The organism is Streptomyces himalayensis subsp. himalayensis (assembly GCF_013778455.1).
Classification (GTDB): Bacteria; Actinomycetota; Actinomycetes; order Streptomycetales; family Streptomycetaceae; genus Streptomyces; species Streptomyces himalayensis.
In genome coordinates this window covers 84986-103188 of the sequence record NZ_JACEHE010000005.1, presented here as the reverse complement: position 1 = coordinate 103188, position 18203 = coordinate 84986, and the positions used below count along the sequence as shown (strand labels likewise).

The following is an 18203-nucleotide window of genomic DNA, read 5'->3' as shown; positions in this document are numbered from 1 at the left end:
AGGCTTCATGAGGCCCTTCATGAGGACATGACCATGTACAAGCTTTTCTTCCGGCTGGTCTTCCACCGGATGGACCCCGAGCAGGCCCACCACCTGGCCTTCCGCTGGATCCGCCTCGCCGCCCGCATCCCGGTGCTCCGCACCTTCGTCGCGGCAGCGCTGGCGCCCCGCTACAAAGAGCTGCGTACCGAGGCCTTCGGGCTGCGTATGCACGGCCCGTTCGGGCTCGCAGCGGGCTTCGACAAGAACGCCGTCGCGATCGACGGCATGTCGATGCTCGGCTTCGACCACATCGAGATCGGTACGGTCACCGGCGAACCCCAGCCCGGAAACCCGAAGAAGCGGCTGTTCCGGCTGGTCCCCGACCGCGCCCTGATCAACCGCATGGGCTTCAACAACGACGGCTCGGCCGCCGTCGCCGCGCGCCTCGCGTCCCGCAATCCGGTCTTCAAGACCACCGTGGGCGTCAACATCGGCAAGACCAAGGTCGTGCCGGAGGCCGAGGCCGTCGGCGACTACGTGAAGTCGACCGAGCGGCTCGCCCGCCACGCCGACTACCTCGTCGTGAACGTGTCGTCGCCGAACACCCCGGGCCTGCGCAACCTGCAGGCCGTCGACCAGCTCCGGCCCCTGCTCAGCGCCGTCCGCGAGGCCGCCGACCGGAGCGTCCCCGACCGCCGCGTACCCCTGCTCGTCAAGATCGCGCCCGACCTCGCCGACGACGACATCGACGCCGTCGCCGACCTCGCCGTCGAGCTCGGCCTGGACGGCATCATCGCGACGAACACGACGATCGCCCGGGACGGGCTGGGACTCAAGTCCGACCCGGCCCTCGTCAAGGAGACCGGCGGTCTGTCCGGAGCGCCGCTCAAGGAGCGCTCCCTGGAGGTCCTGCGGCGCCTCTACGCGCGCGTGGGGGACCGGATCACCCTCGTGGGCGTCGGAGGCATCGAGAACGCCGAGGACGCCTGGCAGCGGATCCTCGCGGGCGCCACGCTCGTCCAGGGCTACAGCGCCTTCATCTACGAGGGCCCGTTCTGGGCGCGCGCCATCCACAAGGGCCTGGCCGCGCGGCTGCGCACCAGCCCGTACGCCACCCTCGCCGAGGCCGTCGGCGCCGACACCCGAAAGGCATCCGCATGAGCCCTCTGGAACCCTTCGGCGCGCGCCTGCGCCACGCCATGGACACCCGCGGGCCGCTCTGCGTCGGCATCGACCCGCACGCGTCGCTGCTCGCCGGCTGGGGCCTGAACGACGACATCCAGGGCCTGGAGACCTTCACGCGCACCGTCGTCGACGCACTCGCCGACCAGGTCGCCGTGTTCAAGCCGCAGTCGGCCTTCTTCGAGCGCTTCGGCTCGCGCGGCATCGCCGTCCTGGAGAAGGCCGTGGCGGACCTGCGCGACGCGGGTGGCCTCGTCGTCATGGACGCCAAGCGCGGCGACATCGGCTCGACCATGGCCGCGTACGCGGAGACGTACCTCCGCAAGGACGCGCCGCTGTTCTCGGATGCGCTGACCGTATCCCCGTACCTCGGATACGGATCGCTGAAGCCGGCCGTCGATCTCGCGCGGGAGAGCGGCGCCGGACTCTTCGTCCTCGCCCTCACCTCCAACCCGGAGGGCGCCGAGGTCCAGCACGCGGTGTGCGCGGACGGCCGCACCGTCGGCGCGACCATGCTCGCGCACCTCGCCGACGACAACGCGGGCGCCGAACCGCTCGGCTCCTTCGGCGCGGTCGTCGGCGCGACACTGGGCGACCTCTCGTCGTACGACCTCGCCATCAACGGCCCGCTTCTGGCCCCCGGCATCGGCGCCCAGGGCGCCACCCCCGCCGACCTTCCGCGGGTCTTCGGCGACTCGGTACGCAATGTCGTGCCGAACGTCAGCCGGGCTGTCCTGAAGGCCGGCCCCTCGCCGGCCGCCCTGCGCGACGCGGCGGTCCGCTTCGCAGACGAGGTGCGCGAGGCGGTGGAGGGGGCGTAAGAGGCCGGGCACTGGCCGCCGCGGAGCTCGCCCGCGGCGAGTCGCCCGCGCACAGCGTGGTGCTCGCTGGTGTCTGCGACGATTGGTGGCCGGGCGGGCTGCTCCGGGCCGGTCCTGACCCCAGTGGCCTGGCGCTCGCCGTCCGGCTCTGGGGGCTGAGGCACGGCACCAGCATGGGTTCATCGCTCCGAGGGCCGGTCGCCCCTGGTGGCCGGGCGGGGCTGCTTCGGCCCGGTCCTGACCCCCGTTGCCCCGGCGCGCTTGCCGCCCGGCTCTGGGCCCGCATCGCCGGCCCCGGGCCTGGGGCGCAGCACGGCCGCCGCGCACCGCTCCAGTGCCCCGTAGCGCCCTGCGGCCGGACAATCGCCCGCAGCCCGCAGCCCGCAGCCCGCAGCCCGCAGTCGTAGCCCGCAGCCCGCAGCCGCAGCCCGGCACGCCCCCACCCCACCCGACCCCACCCAACCCGCCCGCCCGACGCTCCGAGGGAGCGTTTCTTCTGGCTCTGGGGGCCTCCCCGCACGCCCCGCAGGGCGTCCAAGCCCCTCGTCACAGGGCCTCGCGGCCCAAGCTCCAGGTGAATACACCCTCAAATCCGGGGCAATATGCCCCTTATGTCGGGTTCAATGGAGGCTGACCAGGACTTTTCGTCTGTTCTCGCTGACTCCGGCGGACTTGGCCGCTAGTCTCCGTCGAGAGTGCACGGGCAAAGCGTTGCTCGTTGCTCCCCAGGTGTGGGGCGACTAGGTTCCTCACCGGTCCGTATCCGACAGTTCGACATCCGAGGTGACGTAGGCGTGGCTCTTCCGCCCCTTACCCCTGAACAGCGCGCAGCCGCGCTCGAAAAGGCCGCCGCGGCTCGCCGGGAGCGGGCCGAGGTCAAGAATCGACTCAAGCACTCCGGCGCCTCCCTTCACGAGGTCATCAAGCAGGGCCAGGAGAACGACGTCATCGGCAAGATGAAGGTCTCCGCCCTCCTCGAGTCCCTCCCGGGCGTGGGCAAGGTCCGCGCCAAGCAGATCATGGAGCGACTCGGTATCTCCGAGAGCCGTCGGGTGCGCGGCCTCGGCTCCAACCAGATCGCCTCCTTGGAGCGCGAGTTCGGCGGCGGCGCCGCCTGACGTTCTCGGGCACCCCTGAGAACCTGGATAATCACTGCATGGCTGCAACAACCCGGGGGGCGACCCCCGCACCCCCGGACGTACGTCCGCGGCTGACCGTGCTCTCCGGCCCCTCCGGGGTCGGCAAGAGCACGGTCGTCGCTCATATGCGCGCAAAGCACCCCGAGGTCTGGCTCTCGGTGTCGGCGACGACCCGCAAGCCGCGCCCGGGTGAGCGGCACGGCGTCCACTACTTTTTCGTCACCGACGAGGAGATGGACAAGCTGATCGCCAACGGCGAGCTGCTGGAGTGGGCCGAGTTCGCGGGCAACCGCTACGGCACCCCCCGCCGTGCCGTGGTCGAGAAGCTGGAGGCCGGCGAGCCCGTTCTCCTGGAGATCGACCTCCAGGGCGCGCGTCAGGTCAGGGAGTCCATGCCGGACGCCCTGCTGGTGTTCCTGGCTCCTCCCTCCTGGGAGGAGCTGGTGCGTCGGCTGACCGGCCGCGGCACCGAGCCGCCCGAGGTCATCGAGCGCCGTCTGGAAGCAGCCAAGGTCGAACTCGCGGCCGAGTCCGAGTTCGACACCACCCTGGTCAACACCTCCGTCGAGGACGTGGCGCGTGAGCTGCTAGCCTTGATGGCGGTGTCTTCTGGGGAATAGGGATCCACTCCCAGCGGGGAACGCCCCCCAATGGGGGAACGAGCCCGGCGGGGAACAACCCCCGGATCCCAGCATCCCCCTGACCCCAGTGTTTGATCTTTCTGGTTTTCCCATCCATCGGAAGGTAGAGCGTGTCCTCTTCCATCACCACGCCCGAGGGCATCATCAACCCGCCGATCGACGAGCTCCTCGAGGCAACCGACTCGAAGTACAGCCTCGTGATCTACGCGGCCAAGCGTGCTCGCCAGATCAACGCGTACTACTCGCAGCTCGGCGAGGGTCTCCTCGAGTACGTGGGTCCGCTCGTGGACACGCACGTGCACGAGAAGCCGCTCTCGATCGCCCTGCGCGAGATCAACGCGGGACTGCTGACCTCCGAGTCCGTCGAGGGCCCGGCTCAGTAAGGCGTTTTCCGAAGCGCCCAAGGGGGCGTTTCGCAGCACCACAGGCCCGGCAGCTCGACTGCCGGGCCTGTGGTGTGTCATGGGTGGGTACGTGTTCGTCAGCAGGTCAGCAGGTCAGCAGGTCAGCAGGTCAGCAGGTCAGCAGGTACAGGTCAGCCGGCAGGTCAGCGGGCCGGCAGCCGACAGGGAGAAGAGCAGACGGTGGACAAGCCGAAGGTCGTTCTGGGCGTCAGCGGTGGCATCGCCGCCTACAAGGCATGCGAGCTGCTGCGGCAGCTGACCGAGTCGGGGCACGACGTACGCGTCGTGCCCACCGAGTCCGCGCTGCACTTCGTCGGCGCCGCCACCTGGTCGGCGCTCTCGGGCCACCCCGTGTCGACCGAGGTCTGGTCGGACGTGCACGAGGTCCCGCACGTACGGATCGGGCAGGCCGCCGACCTCGTCGTCGTCGCGCCCGCCACCGCCGACATCCTCGCCAAGGCCGCCCACGGCCTCGCCGACGACCTGCTCACGAACACCCTGCTCACGGCCCGGTGCCCGGTGATCTTCGCCCCCGCCATGCACACCGAGATGTGGGAGCACCCCGCCACCCAGGAGAACGTCGCGACGCTGCGACGCCGCGGCGCCGTCGTCATCGAGCCCGCCGTCGGCCGCCTCACCGGCGTCGACACCGGCAAGGGCCGCTTCCCGGAGCCCGTGGAGATCTTCGAGGTCTGCCGCCGGACCCTGGCCCGCGGCACGCACGCGGCGGACCTCGCCGGCCACCACGTCGTCGTGAGCGCAGGCGGCACCCGCGAACCGCTCGACCCCGTCCGGTTCCTGGGGAACCGGTCCTCCGGCAAGCAGGGATACGCGCTCGCCCGTACCGCCGCGGCGCGCGGCGCCAGCGTCACGCTGATCGCCGCCAACACGACCGGGCTGCCCGACCCGGCGGGCGTGGAGGTCGTCCCCGTGGGGACCGCCGTCCAGCTGCGCGAGGCGGTCATCAAGGCTGCGGCGCACGCCGACGCTGTCGTGATGGCCGCCGCCGTGGCCGACTTCCGCCCGGCGGCGTACGCCACGGGCAAGATCAAGAAGAAGGACGGCGAGGACCCGGAGCCGATCACCCTGGTCCGCAACCCGGACATCCTCGCCGAGATCTCCGGTGACCGTCCCCGCCCCGGCCAGGTGATCGTCGGCTTCGCCGCCGAGACCGACGACGTACTGGCGAACGGCCGCACCAAACTGCGTCGCAAGGGCTGCGACCTGCTCGTCGTGAACGAGGTGGGGGAGCGCAAGACCTTCGGCTCCGAGGAGAACGAGGCCGTCGTGCTCAGCGCCGACGGCAGCGAGATCCCCGTGCCGTACGGCCCCAAGGAGGCGCTCGCCGACACGGTGTGGGACCTGGTCGCACAGCGCCTCGCCTGAGCCGCCTCGCCTGAGAGAGGTCAGCGGCGTCGCGGCCCGCCTGTGGCGGGTGACACACCCAAGGCGACGGCAGCACATACGGTGACGCGACACGCCGAAGGATCCGCCATCGGCCGTGTCATTCTTCATTCGAACAATGATTGGAGGCGCCGTTCACGCGAACGTCGCCTTGCGTTCCACCGGACGTCGCGGACCCCGCATTTTCGGGGCCCGAAGCCCTGGTGTGGGCCGATCGTCGTACCGCAGAATGCCAGTGCCCCAGGTCACAGGGCTCCCATGTGTCGAGACACGTGGACCGGCGGCCGGGCACGACCGATAAACTGGTCTTGGACAACGCCGGGCGCAGCCTCCGGCCGGTCCATCAATGATCAGCCAGCAGCCGCTGCAACCACAGGGAGCGTTGTGTCCCGTCGCCTGTTCACCTCGGAGTCCGTGACCGAGGGTCACCCCGACAAGATCGCTGACCAGATCAGCGACACCATTCTCGACGCGCTTCTGCGGGAGGACCCGACGTCCCGGGTCGCCGTGGAGACGCTGATCACCACCGGACTGGTGCACGTGGCCGGCGAGGTCACCACCAAGGCGTACGCGGACATCGCGACGCTCGTCCGGAACAAGATCCTCGAGATCGGGTACGACTCCTCGAAGAAGGGCTTCGACGGCGCCTCCTGCGGTGTGTCGGTGTCCATCGGCTCGCAGTCCCCGGACATCGCGCAGGGTGTCGACACGGCGTACGAGTCCCGTGTCGAGGGCGACGACGACGAGCTGGACAAGCAGGGCGCGGGCGACCAGGGCCTGATGTTCGGCTACGCGTGCGACGAGACGCCCGAGCTGATGCCGCTGCCCATCTACCTCGCGCACCGGCTCTCGCGCCGCCTGACCGAGGTCCGCAAGAACGGGACCATCCCCTACCTGCGCCCGGACGGCAAGACGCAGGTCACCATCGAGTACGACGGCGACAAGGCGGTCCGTCTGGACACCGTCGTCGTCTCCTCGCAGCACGCGAGCGACATCGACCTGGACTCGCTTCTCGCGCCCGACATCCGCGAGTTCGTCGTCGAGCCGGAGCTGAAGGCCCTGGTCGACGACGGCATCAAGCTGGAGACCGACGGCTACCGGCTGCTGGTCAACCCCACCGGTCGCTTCGAGATCGGCGGCCCGATGGGCGACGCCGGCCTGACCGGGCGCAAGATCATCATCGACACGTACGGCGGCATGGCCCGCCACGGTGGCGGTGCCTTCTCCGGCAAGGACCCGTCCAAGGTCGACCGCTCCGCCGCGTACGCGATGCGGTGGGTCGCCAAGAACGTCGTCGCAGCGGGCCTCGCGGCCCGCTGCGAGGTGCAGGTCGCCTACGCGATCGGCAAGGCCGAGCCCGTCGGCCTCTTCGTGGAGACGTTCGGTACGAACACCGTGGACCCGGAGAAGATCGAGGCGGCCATCGGTGCCGTGTTCGACCTCCGCCCGGCCGCGATCATCCGCGACCTGGACCTGCTGCGCCCGATCTACGCCCAGACCGCGGCGTACGGCCACTTCGGCCGCGCACTGCCGGACTTCACCTGGGAGCGCACGGACCGGGTGGACGCGCTGCGCAAGGCAGTGGGGCTGTAAGGCCCGCAAGAGCGAGCATGCCGCGAGGCCCGGACCCCACCAGGGGTCCGGGCCTCGCGCCGTTTCCGGACACCGTCGGCCGGGAGCTCGGCCTGGGCCGGTTGTCGGTGGTGTCTGGTAGGAATGCTGCTGTGAGCAGCGACAACGGGCAGGGTGCGGGCGCGGGGGGCGTGCCGCCGGAGCAGCTCGCGCTGATTCGGGAGAGTGTGCGGAGGGCCAGGACGCCGCGGGCCAAGCCACGGACCTGGCGGGGCGCCGCGCCTGCCAAGGAGCGGCCGGTGGCGCGGGTGCTCGTCAACAAGGGCGTCCTGCACCTCGACAGGTACTTCGACTATGCGGTTCCGGAGGAGCTGGACGAGCAGGCGCAGCCGGGCGTGCGGGTCCGGGTGCGGTTCGGAGCCGGGCGGCATCACGTGCGGGAGGGGCGTCGCGAGGGCGGCGGGCTCGTCGACGGGTTCCTCGTCGAGCGGGTCGCCGAGTCGGACTACTCCGGGCCGTTGGCCGCGCTGGCGCAGGTGGTGTCCACGGAGCCCGTGCTCAGCGAGGAACTGCTCGGGCTGGCACGGGCCGTCGCCGACCGGTATGCCGGGAGCCTCGCCGATGTGCTGCAGCTGGCCGTTCCGCCGCGCAACGGGCGGGCAGAGGGAAAGCCCTCGCCGGAACCCCTGCCGGCACCACCGGCACCCGAACCCGGATCGTGGGGGCGGTACGCGCAGGGCGTGGCGTTTTTGGAGGCGCTCGCCACGGGGGCCTCTCCGCGGGCGGTGTGGAACGCCCTGCCGGGGCCTGAGTGGGCGGACGAGCTGGCGCGGGCCGTCGCCGCGACGCTCGCCTCGGGGCGCGGAGCCCTGGTCGTGGTGCCGGACGGGCGGACGGTCGCCCGGGTCGATGCCGCACTGACCGCGGTGCTCGGCACGGGACAGCACGCGGTCCTGACCGCCGAGGCCGGGCCGGAGAAGCGGTACCGGGAGTGGCTCGCCGTGCGGCGCGGGTCCGTACGGGCCGTCGTGGGGACGCGGGCCGCGATGTTCGCTCCGGTCCGCGATCTGGGGCTTGTGGCGATCTGGGACGACGGGGACGGCAGCCACAGCGAGCAGCATGCGCCGCAGCCCCATGCACGCGAGGTGTTGCTGCTGCGGGCCGCGCACACCAAGTCCGCCTTCCTGCTCGGGAGTTGGAGCTGCACAGTGGAGGCCGCTCAACTGGTCGACAGCGGCTGGGCACTGCCCCTCGTCGCCGACCGCGAGCAGATACGCCGCGCGGCTCCTCTCGTACGCACGGTGGGGGACGCGGACCTCGCGCGGGACGAGGCGGCGCGGACCGCACGCCTGCCCACACTGGGCTGGCAGGTCGTCAGGGACGCGCTGCAGCACGGGCCCGTGCTGGTGCAGGTGCCGCGACGTGGCTATGTGCCGAGGCTGTCGTGTACGCAGTGCCGGGCGCCTGCCCGCTGCCGGCACTGCGCCGGGCCGCTGGAGGCCGCCCAGGACGCCGGGCCGCTGCGGTGCGCCTGGTGCGGGTGGGACGAGACCGCCTGGCACTGCCCCGAGTGCGGGGGCTTCGGGCTCCGGGCCCGGATAGTCGGGGCCCGGCGCACCGCTGAGGAGCTGGGACGAGCGTTCCCCGCGGTGCCGGTGCGCACCTCCGGGCGCGAACACGTGCTGGACACGGTGCCGGCGGCGCCTGCCCTGGTGGTGAGTACGCCGGGGGCCGAACCCGTCGCCGAAGGCGGCTACGCGGCGGCGTTGCTGCTGGACGGCTGGGCGATGCTGGGGCGGCCGGATCTGCGGGCGGGTGAGGATGCGCTGCGCCGGTGGATCGGGGCTGCCGCGCTCGTACGGGACCAGGGCGCGGGCGGGACGGTTGTGGTCGTCGCCGAGCCGACGCTGCGGCCTGTTCAGGCACTGGTGCGGTGGGACCCCGTCGGGCATGCGGCGCGCGAGCTCGCCGAGCGGGCGGAGCTGGGCTTTCCTCCGGTGTCCCGGATGGCGGCGGTGTCCGGGACACCGGAGGCTCTCGCGTCCTTCCTCGCCGGGACCGAACTGCCGCCGGACGCCGAGGTGTTGGGCCCCGTGCCGCTGCCCGTGACGGGGCCCGGTCCGTCGCGCCGCCCGGGGGCGCCGCCGCCCGGCGAGCACTGGGAGCGGGCGCTCATCCGCGTGCCGCCCGGCCGCGGAGCGGCACTGGCGTCCGCGCTGAAGGCAGCCCAGGCCGCGCGGATGGCGCGGGGTGGTGCGGAGCCGGTCCGGATTCGGATCGATCCGCCGGACATCGGGTGAGCCTTCGCGGGGAGGGACCCAGCACCTGAGGGGCCGAGAGAGCGCACTGCGGGACTGCGGGGCGGCGACCGAGAGGCTCGGCGCCTCCCGGCCAGGGGCTCGAGCAGGGCGGCGGAGACCTCGGCGAAGGGCGCTCGTCCCGAATCGGTCGGTCTTCCCCGCCAGCGCCGAGTCCCTGGCGGACGGCGTGCGTGAGCTCCACGATGCCGTCGCGGAAGCGAGGCCGCCGCCTCACGGAAGCGCGGCCGACCGCCCCACAGCGGCGGCCGGCCGCTGGCGCGGGAGGAAGACGGCGATGGCGAAGCTGCGGCAGCACCGCGCTCGGGCTTCACCCGAGCGCGCGCCGACCGGGATGGATGCGCAGCCCGGCGCCGCGGGGGCTCGGCTGTGCCCAGCCCCAGCCCCAGCCCCAGGCTCTCGGCTCTCACGAGCAAGGGCCCAGTCACCCTGGGGCACCCCCCGGCGTTAGCCGGGGAAGGAGGAACGCCTGCCCGCAGCGGGTGCGGCGCATGCCCAGGCGCTCAGGGGCTCCATGTGAGCCCGCAGGCTAGGCAGACGCTGGGGTCAGCCGTTGCGCGGGCCGGGGAAGGCCCCAGGACGCGCCTCGTCGCGGAGTCCGGGGCTGCCCGCTGTCGGCTGGGTCGGCATGGATCGGGCGGCGGGGACGGCCGGGATCGCCGTGCTGAGGGGCACGGCGCGGGCGCCCGACGGTTCCGCCGCGCGCTCCGCGTTGGCCGCCGCCTGGGCCGCGGCCCGCCGGGCCCCGTACCGCCGGTGCACCGCCTGCTTCGTCACCCCGAGCGCCGAGCCCACCGCGTCCCACGAGAACCCCAGTGAGCGATCGAAGTCCACGGCGGCCGTGACCAGGGTCTCTACGCTGTCCCGCAGCTCCTGGGCGAGACGGACCGTGGGGGCGGGTGCACGTCCGTAGACGACGAAGCCCGTGGCGGGGCCGGAGCGGCGCGGGCGGTAGACGTTGCCCAACTGGGCGGTGAGGGTGCGCAATGCGTCCACCTGCCGGCGGACCCGCTCGATGTCCCGCACCAGCAGGTGCAGGCTGGCCCGAGCCTGGGCGTCGTGGGTTGCATGGTCGGCCATGAACAAGCCTCTCGAACCGGCGTTGAAAGGGATCGGGCCGTGTCGGCGGCCCATGGTGTCAACTCTTTCTTGACCAACGCGCCGAGCGGTGTGTGGTCACGCTGAAAGGGCGTAAGGGCATATGCGCAGGGCGCACATCTGCGCGTACGCCCCCGCGGTGTCCGCTCGAGGTCATCGGCTGCCCGCTCGGCGTCACCGACCAGGCAGAGTCTTCGCCCGCCCCTGGCCCATAGACTGGTGAGCTGCCGTCACAGACCCGGCCAGCGGCCGGGCATATGTGGGCCTGCACGAGAGATGCGAGGTATTTCCGAGTGAAGCTGGTCTTCGCAGGCACCCCCGAGGTCGCCGTTCCCGCTCTGGACGCCCTGATCGCCTCCGGACGGCACGAGGTGGCCGCTGTCGTCACCCGGCCGGACGCGCCCGCCGGGCGCGGACGCCACCTGGTCGCCAGCCCGGTCGCCGCGCGCGCCGAGGAGGCCGGGATCGAGGTGCTCAAGCCCGCGAAGCCGCGCGACGAGGACTTCCTGACGCGGCTGCGGGAGATCGCGCCCGACTGCTGCCCGGTCGTCGCCTACGGGGCGCTGCTGCCCAGGACCGCCCTCGACATCCCGGTCCACGGCTGGGTCAACCTGCACTTCTCGCTGCTGCCCGCTTGGCGCGGCGCCGCGCCCGTGCAGCACGCCCTCATGGCGGGCGACGAGATCACCGGCGCGTCCACCTTCCTCATCGAGGAGGGGCTCGACTCCGGGCCCGTCTACGGCACCGTGACGGAACAGGTGCGCCCCACCGACACCAGCGGCGATCTGCTCACCCGGCTCGCCTTCGCGGGCGCCGGGCTGCTCGCCGCGACGATGGACGGCATCGAGGAGGGCACCCTCAAGGCCGTGCCGCAGCCCACCGAGGGCATCACCATCGCGCCGAAGATCACCGTCGAGGACGCGCAGGTGGACTGGTCGGCGCCCGCGCTACGCGTGGACCGCGTCGTGCGCGGCTGCACGCCGGCGCCCGGTGCGTGGACCGTTTTCCGGGGCGAGCGGCTCAAGCTCATCCAGGTCGCGCTCACCCCTGACCGGGACGACCTCGCTCCGGGGGAGCTGTCCGTCGGCAAGAACAACGTGTACGTCGGTACCGGGTCGCACGCCGTGGAACTGCTGTGGGTGCAGGCCCAGGGCAAGAAGCCGATGCGCGCGGCGGACTGGGCCCGCGGCGTCAGGATCGCCACCGGCGAGCGGCTCGGGGGACAGGGCTCGCGGTAGGACTCCGGGTAGAACTCCGATAGGACTCGCCCTGCGGTGGTCCCGGGGCGGGGGTCCGGTGGTCTCGGGATCGGCCCCGCCGCGACCCCCGACGCGGGCCACGTACGCTTGACGGGTACGTCATCCAGGATCCGGAGCACCTTTTTCGTGAGCGAGTCACCTCGTCGTCCCCGTCCGGGGGCCAAGCCGTATCGCCGTCCCCAGAAGGACCCCGTACGCATACTCGCCTTCGAGGCGCTGCGCGCCGTCGATGAGCGGGATGCGTACGCCAACCTCGTCCTGCCCCCGCTGCTGCGGAAGGCCCGCGAGAAGGACGGCTTCGACGGGCGGGACGCGGCGCTCGCCACCGAGCTCGTGTACGGGACGCTGCGCCGGCAGGGCACCTACGACGCGATCATCGCGGCCTGCATCGACCGGCCGCTGCGCGAGGTGGACCCGCCCGTCCTGGACGTGCTGAGCCTCGGTGTGCACCAGCTGCTCGGCACCCGCATCCCGTCGCACGCGGCGGTCTCCGCGACCGTGGAGCTTGCGCGGGTCGTCCTCGGCGACGGGCGCGCCAAGTTCGTCAACGCCGTACTGCGAAAGGTCGCCCAGCACGATCTGGACGGCTGGCTGGAGCAGGTCGCACCGCCCTACGACGAGGACCCCGAGGACCATCTGGCCGTCGTGCACTCGCATCCGCGGTGGATCGTCTCGGCGCTCTGGGACGCGCTCGGTGGGGGCCGGGCCGGGATCGAGGATCTGCTGGAGGCCGACAACGAGCGGCCCGAGGTGACGCTCGTCGCGCGGCCGGGCCGCTCGACCGCCGAGGAGCTGCTCGGCGGCCTGGGTGAGGAGGCGGCGCTGCGCGGCCGCTGGTCGCCCTACGCGGTACGGCTCACCGAGGGCGGCGATCCCGGTTCGCTCGACGCCGTCCGCGAGGGGCGCGCGGGCGTGCAGGACGAGGGCAGCCAGCTGGTGGCGCTCGCCCTCGCGAACGCGCCCCTCGAGGGGCCCGACCGGGCATGGCTCGACGGGTGCGCGGGCCCCGGAGGCAAGGCCGCGATGCTCGCAGGGCTCGCCGCGCAGCGCGGTGCCGTGCTCCTCGCCTCTGAGAAGCAGCCGCACCGCGCCGGACTCGTCGCCAAGGCGCTCGCCGGTAACCCAGGCCCGTACCAGGTCATCGCCGCGGACGGCACGCGCCCGCCGTGGCGGCCCGGCACGTTCGACCGCGTCCTGATGGACGTGCCCTGCACCGGGCTCGGTGCCCTGCGCCGCCGGCCGGAGGCCCGGTGGCGGCGCCGCCCGGACGATCTGGAGAGCTTCGCGCCGCTGCAGCGCGGGCTACTGCGCACGGCGCTCGCCTCGGTTCGCGTCGGCGGTGTTGTCGGGTACGCGACCTGCTCGCCGCATCTCGCCGAGACCCGCGCCGTGGTCGACGACGTGCTCAAGCACGACGGCGGCGCCGAGCTCATCGACGCACGCCCGCTCCTGCCCGGCGTACCGGCGCTGGGCGAGGGACCGGACGTGCAGCTGTGGCCGCATCTGCACGGCACGGACGCGATGTATCTGGCGCTGCTGCGGCGCACCGGCTGACGGCAGGCGAGGGCCGGCGGGCCGTGCACGTCACGGCGCCGCGGCGGCCTGGTCCGGCCCTCGTCGTACTCGGGTGTCGTACTCAGGTACGCCGGGGGGAGCAACCAGCCTCGGGCATGGCAGGCTTGGGGCATGGCCGTGCAGATCAACCCCAGCATCCTGTCCGCCGACTTCGCCCGCCTCGCCGAGGAGGCACGGGCCGTCGAAGGCGCTGACTGGCTCCATGTCGACGTGATGGACAACCACTTCGTCCCGAACCTCACGCTCGGCGTGCCGGTCGTGGAGTCCCTGAGCCGTGCGACGGACACCCCGCTGGACTGCCATCTGATGATCGAGGACCCCGACCGCTGGGCTCCGCAGTACGTCGAAGCGGGCGCCGGTTCGGTCACCTTCCACGTGGAGGCGGCGGCCGCCCCCGTGCGTCTTGCGCGCGAGATCCGTGCGAAGGGGGCCCGGGCCTCCATGGCACTGAAGCCGGCCACGCCCATCGAGCCGTACGAGGACCTGCTCCCCGAGCTGGACATGCTGCTGATCATGACCGTCGAGCCCGGCTTCGGCGGGCAGGCGTTCCTCGACATCATGCTTCCGAAGATCCGCCGTACCCGTGAGCTGATCAGCAAGCACGGTCTGGAGCTGTGGCTGCAGGTCGACGGCGGTGTCTCGGCCTCCACCATCGAGCGCTGCGCCGAGGCCGGCGCGGACGTCTTTGTCGCCGGTTCCGCGGTGTACGGAGCGGACGACCCGGCCGACGCGGTACGTGCACTGCGCACCCAGGCCGAGGCGACGACCGCCACCGCCGGGTGGGCATGCAACCACTGACCGACGACTACGTGAACGCCGCCCATCAGGGCTGATCAAATACGCCGGATCTGCAAGGATGAGCGGCGTATCCAAGAGTGTGAACAGCAGTGAGGAGAGCGCCGTGACTGGCATGTCGGCGGGACGGCCAGCCCTGCGGATGGGACCCGCTGAGCTGGTGCAGGCGGCGGCCATGGCCCGTCGCTTCTACCTCGAGGGCAAGTCGAAGATCCAGATCGCTGAGGAGTTCGGCGTCAGCCGGTTCAAGGTGGCGCGGGTTCTGGAGACGGCACTCGAGCGCGACCTCGTACGCATCGAGATCCGGGTGCCGGCCGAGCTGGACGCCGACCGCTCCGACGCGCTGCGCTCCCGGTACGGCCTGCGGCACGCCGTGGTCGTCGAGTCCCCGGCGGATGCCGAGGAGTCCCCCGACCCCGAGAACCTCGGCGAGGTCGCGGCGGACCTCCTCGGCGAGCTCGTCCACGAGGGCGATGTCCTCGGCCTCGCGTGGGGCCGCTCGACGATCCACATGGCGGCGGCGCTCGACCGGCTGCCGCCCTGCACCGTCGTGCAGCTCACGGGCGTGTACGACGCCGGGACCGCCGAGCGCGGCTCGGTCGAGGCGGTCCGGCGCGCCGCGCAGGTGTCCGGCGGGGACGCGCACCCGATCTACGCGCCGATGCTGCTGCCCGACGCGGCCACGGCCGCGGCGCTGCGCAACCAGACCGGTATCGCCCGAGCCTTCGAGTACTTCGACAAGGTGACCGTGGCCTGCGTGTCCATCGGCTCCTGGGAGCCGGGCATCTCCACGGTCCACGACATGCTCAGCGACGAGGAGCGAGCGCACTACGCGTCGCTCGGTGTCGCCGCCGAGATGTCGGCGCACCTCTTCGACGCCGAGGGGCGCCGGGTGGGGCGGGACCTGGGCGAGCGGTGCATCACCGTCGAGGCGGACCGGCTGCGGCGGATCCCCGAGGTCGTCGCCATCGCGGGTGGTCAGCGGAAGGCTGCGGCGATCGATGCGGTGCTGCGGTCGGGGCTGGTCACCAGCCTCGTCACGGACACCTCGGCCGCGGACTTTCTGATGGCCGCGGGGCCGACGCCGCGGCCGGCGCTGGACCGGGCGGACCCGGACGGGCCGTGATGACTGGGCACGGTTGGGCCACCGTCCTCCTCGACCTCACCGGGGCCGAGGAGAAGGCGGAGTTCATGGAGCGCTGCGCGCGGGCGCTGGAGCTCCCGGAGTGGTTCGGGCGGAACTGGGACGCGCTCGCGGACAGCCTCACCGACGTCTCCGTATGGCCGTCGTCCGCCGCCGAGCGCCCGGATCGCGGCCTGCTGGTCGTCGTCACCGGCTGGCAGGGGTACGCCGCGGCGCAGCCGGGGGAGTGGGACGTCGCGCAGGAGGTGTTCGCGGAGGCCGTGGACCGCATGCGGGAACGAGGCCCGGCGCTCTCGGTGATGCTGGCGCTCGGAGGATCCGACCAGCCCTTCACCGACATGACTGGATGATTGTCCCGCCCGCTGTACAGCCCTCCCGTGGGACAATGAAGTACGTGCTTCTTCCCCTCGGCTGACCTGCCCGGGGGCCACCTCTGATCGACTGGGATGTGCAGCACGTGCGTTTCCTCAACGACATCCAGCCCCCGTACGACCTGACGTACGACGACGTCTTCATGGTGCCCAGCCGCTCCGCGGTCGGGTCGCGGCAGGACGTCGACCTTGCGTCCCTGGACGGCTCCGGCACGACGATCCCGCTGGTCGTCGCCAACATGACCGCGATCGCGGGCCGCCGGATGGCCGAGACCGTGGCCCGGCGCGGCGGTCTCGTCGTCATCCCGCAGGACATCCCGATCGAGGTCGTCACCGAGGTTGTTTCCTGGGTCAAGCAGCGCGATCTCGTGCTGGACACCCCGATCGTGCTGGCCCCGCACCAGACCGTCGCCGATGCGCTGTCCCTGCTGCACAAGCGGGCGCACGACGCCGGTGTCGTGGTGGACGACGGCCACAAGCCGATCGGCGTGGTGACCGACGCCGACCTCAGCGGCGTCGACCGCTTCACGCAGCTGACCGAGGTCATGTCGAAGGACCTGTTCCTCCTCGACGCCGACATCGAGCCGCGTCAGGCCTTCACCACGCTCGACGGCGCCAACCGCCGGTACGCGCCCGCCGTGGACGGCGACGGCCGGCTCGCCGGCATCCTGACCCGCAAGGGCGCCCTCCGCGCGACGCTCTACAAGCCCGCCGTGGACGCCCACGGCAGGCTGCGCATCGCCGCCGCCGTCGGCATCAACGGCGATGTGGCGGGCAAGGCCAAGCAGCTGCTCGACGCGGGCGTGGACGCACTCGTCGTCGACACCGCGCACGGGCACCAGGAGTCGATGATCACCGCGCTGAAGGCCGTGCGGGCGCTCGACCCGCAGGTGCCGGTCGTCGCGGGCAACGTCGTCGCGGCCGAGGGCGTCAGGGACCTGATCGAGGCCGGCGCGGACATCGTCAAGGTGGGCGTGGGCCCGGGCGCCATGTGCACCACCCGCATGATGACCGGTGTCGGCCGCCCCCAGTTCTCGGCCGTCCTCGAGTGCGCCGCGGAGGCCAGGAAGTACGGCAAGCACGTGTGGGCCGACGGCGGTGTGCGACACCCGCGTGACGTCGCCATGGCGCTGGCCGCCGGCGCGTCGAACGTGATGATCGGCTCGTGGTTCGCGGGCACCTACGAGTCGCCCGGCGATCTGCAGCAGGACGCCGACGGACGGCTCTACAAGGAGTCCTTCGGCATGGCGTCCTCGCGCGCCGTCCGCAACCGTACGAGCGAGGAGTCCGCGTACGACCGCGCCCGCAAGGCGCTGTTCGAGGAGGGCATCTCGACGTCCCGGATGTTCCTCGACCCGCACCGCCCGGGCGTCGAGGACCTGATCGACGCGATCATCGCGGGCGTCCGCTCCTCCTGCACCTACGCGGGCGCGAACTCGCTCGAGGAGTTCGCCGAGAAGGCGATCGTCGGCATCCAGAGCGCGGCGGGCTACGCGGAGGGCAAGCCGCTGCACGCCAGCTGGAACTGAGCCGGCGACACGCTGCAACGGCCCCTCAGGGCACACATGCTGCGACGGCCCCCACGGCCCGGCCGTGGGGGCCGTCGGGCCGTGTTCTACTTGACTTCCTGTACGGCCACCGCTGCTCTCCACCCGGTCTTGCGACCGACCCGGCCGCCTGAGCCCTCTCCCGGAAAAGTGATCCACCCGCAGTGCTGAACGATCTCGACGAACGCATCGTGCACGCCCTCGCCGAGGACGCCCGCCGGTCCTATGCCGACATCGGCCAGCTGGTCGGCCTGTCCGCGCCGGCCGTCAAGCGGCGCGTGGACCGGCTGCGCGCCACCGGCGCCATCACCGGTTTCACGGTCCGCGTGGACCCGGCCGCGCTCGGCTGGGAGACCGAGGGGTTCGTCGAGATCTACTGCCGGCGCAACACCTCGCCCGAGACCATCCAGCGCGGTCTCGAGCGCTACCAGGAGGTCGTGGCCGCCTCCACCGTCACTGGTGACGCGGACGCCGTCGTGCAGGTCTTCGCCTCCGACATGCGGCACTTCGAGCGGGTCCTTGAGCGGATCGCCGGGGAGCCGTTCGTGGAGCGCACCAAGTCCGTGCTGGTGCTGTCGCCGCTGGTGCGCCGGTTCTCGTCGGGTTCGCCGACCTAGGCCCTGTCGTCAAACTCCCTCCCCCAGCTACCGCTGGGAGGTGCCCCCAGCCCCGCGGCGCCTGGCACGCTCCCCCACTGCCTTAAGGGCGTGGGAGGTGCCCCACCGCGTCGCCTCCCTCCTCCGCCTTGCAGCTGCACGCACCAGGCGCCGCGGGGCCCGCCCTTCGGGCGGACGACGGGAGTTTGACGACAGGGCCTAGAAACCGGGAGCGTCTCCGCAGGGCGCCATCTGGGCCGGACGGGGGAGCCCGTCTAGCATCGGTCCCATGACCTGGCGACATTGATCCACCAGCCGTGCCTCCCGAGGGCCGCCTCGGGCGCCGTATCCCCGG

The 18203-nt window shown here is 72.1% G+C and carries 16 protein-coding genes; 15 read left to right on the top strand and 1 reads right to left on the bottom strand.

Annotated features, from left to right (window positions below):
* Positions 1-33 precede the first annotated feature (33 nt).
* From H1D24_RS10505 to H1D24_RS10470, 8 genes are all read left to right on the top strand, one after another.
* Positions 34-1143 (top strand): quinone-dependent dihydroorotate dehydrogenase, encoded by a 1110-nt coding sequence (locus tag H1D24_RS10505; RefSeq protein WP_181657175.1) that lies wholly within the window; start codon positions 34-36, stop codon positions 1141-1143.
* Positions 1140-1985, top strand: a complete 846-nt coding sequence (gene pyrF / locus H1D24_RS10500) for an orotidine-5'-phosphate decarboxylase (RefSeq protein WP_181657174.1) — start codon at positions 1140-1142, stop codon at positions 1983-1985. Before H1D24_RS10505 ends, pyrF begins: the two co-directional genes overlap by 4 nt.
* A 794-nt stretch (positions 1986-2779) precedes the next feature.
* Entirely contained in the window at positions 2780-3103 is a 324-nt protein-coding gene (locus H1D24_RS10495; RefSeq protein WP_005319887.1) for an integration host factor, read from the top strand.
* Between the two features lie 38 nt (positions 3104-3141).
* Positions 3142-3744, top strand: coding sequence for a guanylate kinase (gmk, locus tag H1D24_RS10490; protein ID WP_181657173.1), 603 nt, complete (start codon positions 3142-3144; stop codon positions 3742-3744).
* A gap of 131 nt (positions 3745-3875) precedes the next feature.
* Positions 3876-4148, top strand: coding sequence for a DNA-directed RNA polymerase subunit omega (rpoZ, locus tag H1D24_RS10485; protein ID WP_067276962.1), 273 nt, complete (start codon positions 3876-3878; stop codon positions 4146-4148).
* 201 nt (positions 4149-4349) lie between these two features.
* Positions 4350-5555, top strand: coding sequence for a bifunctional phosphopantothenoylcysteine decarboxylase/phosphopantothenate--cysteine ligase CoaBC (coaBC, locus tag H1D24_RS10480; RefSeq protein ID WP_181657172.1), 1206 nt, complete (start codon positions 4350-4352; stop codon positions 5553-5555).
* A gap of 402 nt (positions 5556-5957) precedes the next feature.
* A complete protein-coding gene (gene metK / locus H1D24_RS10475; protein WP_181657171.1) occupies positions 5958-7166 on the top strand; it encodes a methionine adenosyltransferase in 1209 nt (402 codons plus the stop codon).
* A 131-nt stretch (positions 7167-7297) separates the two neighbouring features.
* Positions 7298-9445 (top strand): primosomal protein N', encoded by a 2148-nt coding sequence (locus H1D24_RS10470; protein WP_181657170.1) that lies wholly within the window; start codon positions 7298-7300, stop codon positions 9443-9445.
* A 564-nt stretch (positions 9446-10009) separates the two neighbouring features.
* Here the strand turns inward: H1D24_RS10470 and H1D24_RS10465 are convergent.
* A complete protein-coding gene (locus H1D24_RS10465; protein ID WP_181657169.1) occupies positions 10010-10543 on the bottom strand; it encodes a hypothetical protein in 534 nt (177 codons plus the stop codon).
* A gap of 311 nt (positions 10544-10854) precedes the next feature.
* On the opposite strand from H1D24_RS10465, the gene fmt reads away from it, so the two are divergent.
* From fmt to H1D24_RS10430, 7 genes are all read left to right on the top strand, one after another.
* Positions 10855-11799 carry a methionyl-tRNA formyltransferase gene (gene fmt / locus H1D24_RS10460; RefSeq protein ID WP_181657168.1) on the top strand — a complete coding sequence of 315 codons (945 nt, stop codon included), beginning with the start codon at positions 10855-10857 and terminating at the stop codon, positions 11797-11799.
* Positions 11800-11946: 147 nt separating this feature from the next.
* Entirely contained in the window at positions 11947-13374 is a 1428-nt protein-coding gene (locus H1D24_RS10455; protein WP_181657167.1) for an RsmB/NOP family class I SAM-dependent RNA methyltransferase, read from the top strand.
* 132 nt (positions 13375-13506) lie between these two features.
* Positions 13507-14193 carry a ribulose-phosphate 3-epimerase gene (gene rpe, locus H1D24_RS10450; RefSeq protein ID WP_181657166.1) on the top strand — a complete coding sequence of 229 codons (687 nt, stop codon included), beginning with the start codon at positions 13507-13509 and terminating at the stop codon, positions 14191-14193.
* 79 nt (positions 14194-14272) lie between these two features.
* Complete coding sequence (locus tag H1D24_RS10445) at positions 14273-15316, top strand: sugar-binding transcriptional regulator (protein WP_181657392.1); 1044 nt, start codon at positions 14273-14275, stop codon at positions 15314-15316.
* Positions 15316-15684 (top strand): barstar family protein, encoded by a 369-nt coding sequence (locus H1D24_RS10440; RefSeq protein ID WP_181657165.1) that lies wholly within the window; start codon positions 15316-15318, stop codon positions 15682-15684. Before H1D24_RS10445 ends, H1D24_RS10440 begins: the two co-directional genes overlap by 1 nt.
* Positions 15685-15791: 107 nt before the next feature.
* Positions 15792-17234: a GuaB1 family IMP dehydrogenase-related protein gene (locus H1D24_RS10435; protein WP_181657391.1), complete on the top strand. Its 1443-nt coding sequence runs from the start codon at positions 15792-15794 to the stop codon at positions 17232-17234.
* A 182-nt stretch (positions 17235-17416) separates the two neighbouring features.
* Positions 17417-17869 (top strand): Lrp/AsnC family transcriptional regulator, encoded by a 453-nt coding sequence (locus H1D24_RS10430; protein WP_181657164.1) that lies wholly within the window; start codon positions 17417-17419, stop codon positions 17867-17869.
* Positions 17870-18203 lie beyond the last annotated feature (334 nt).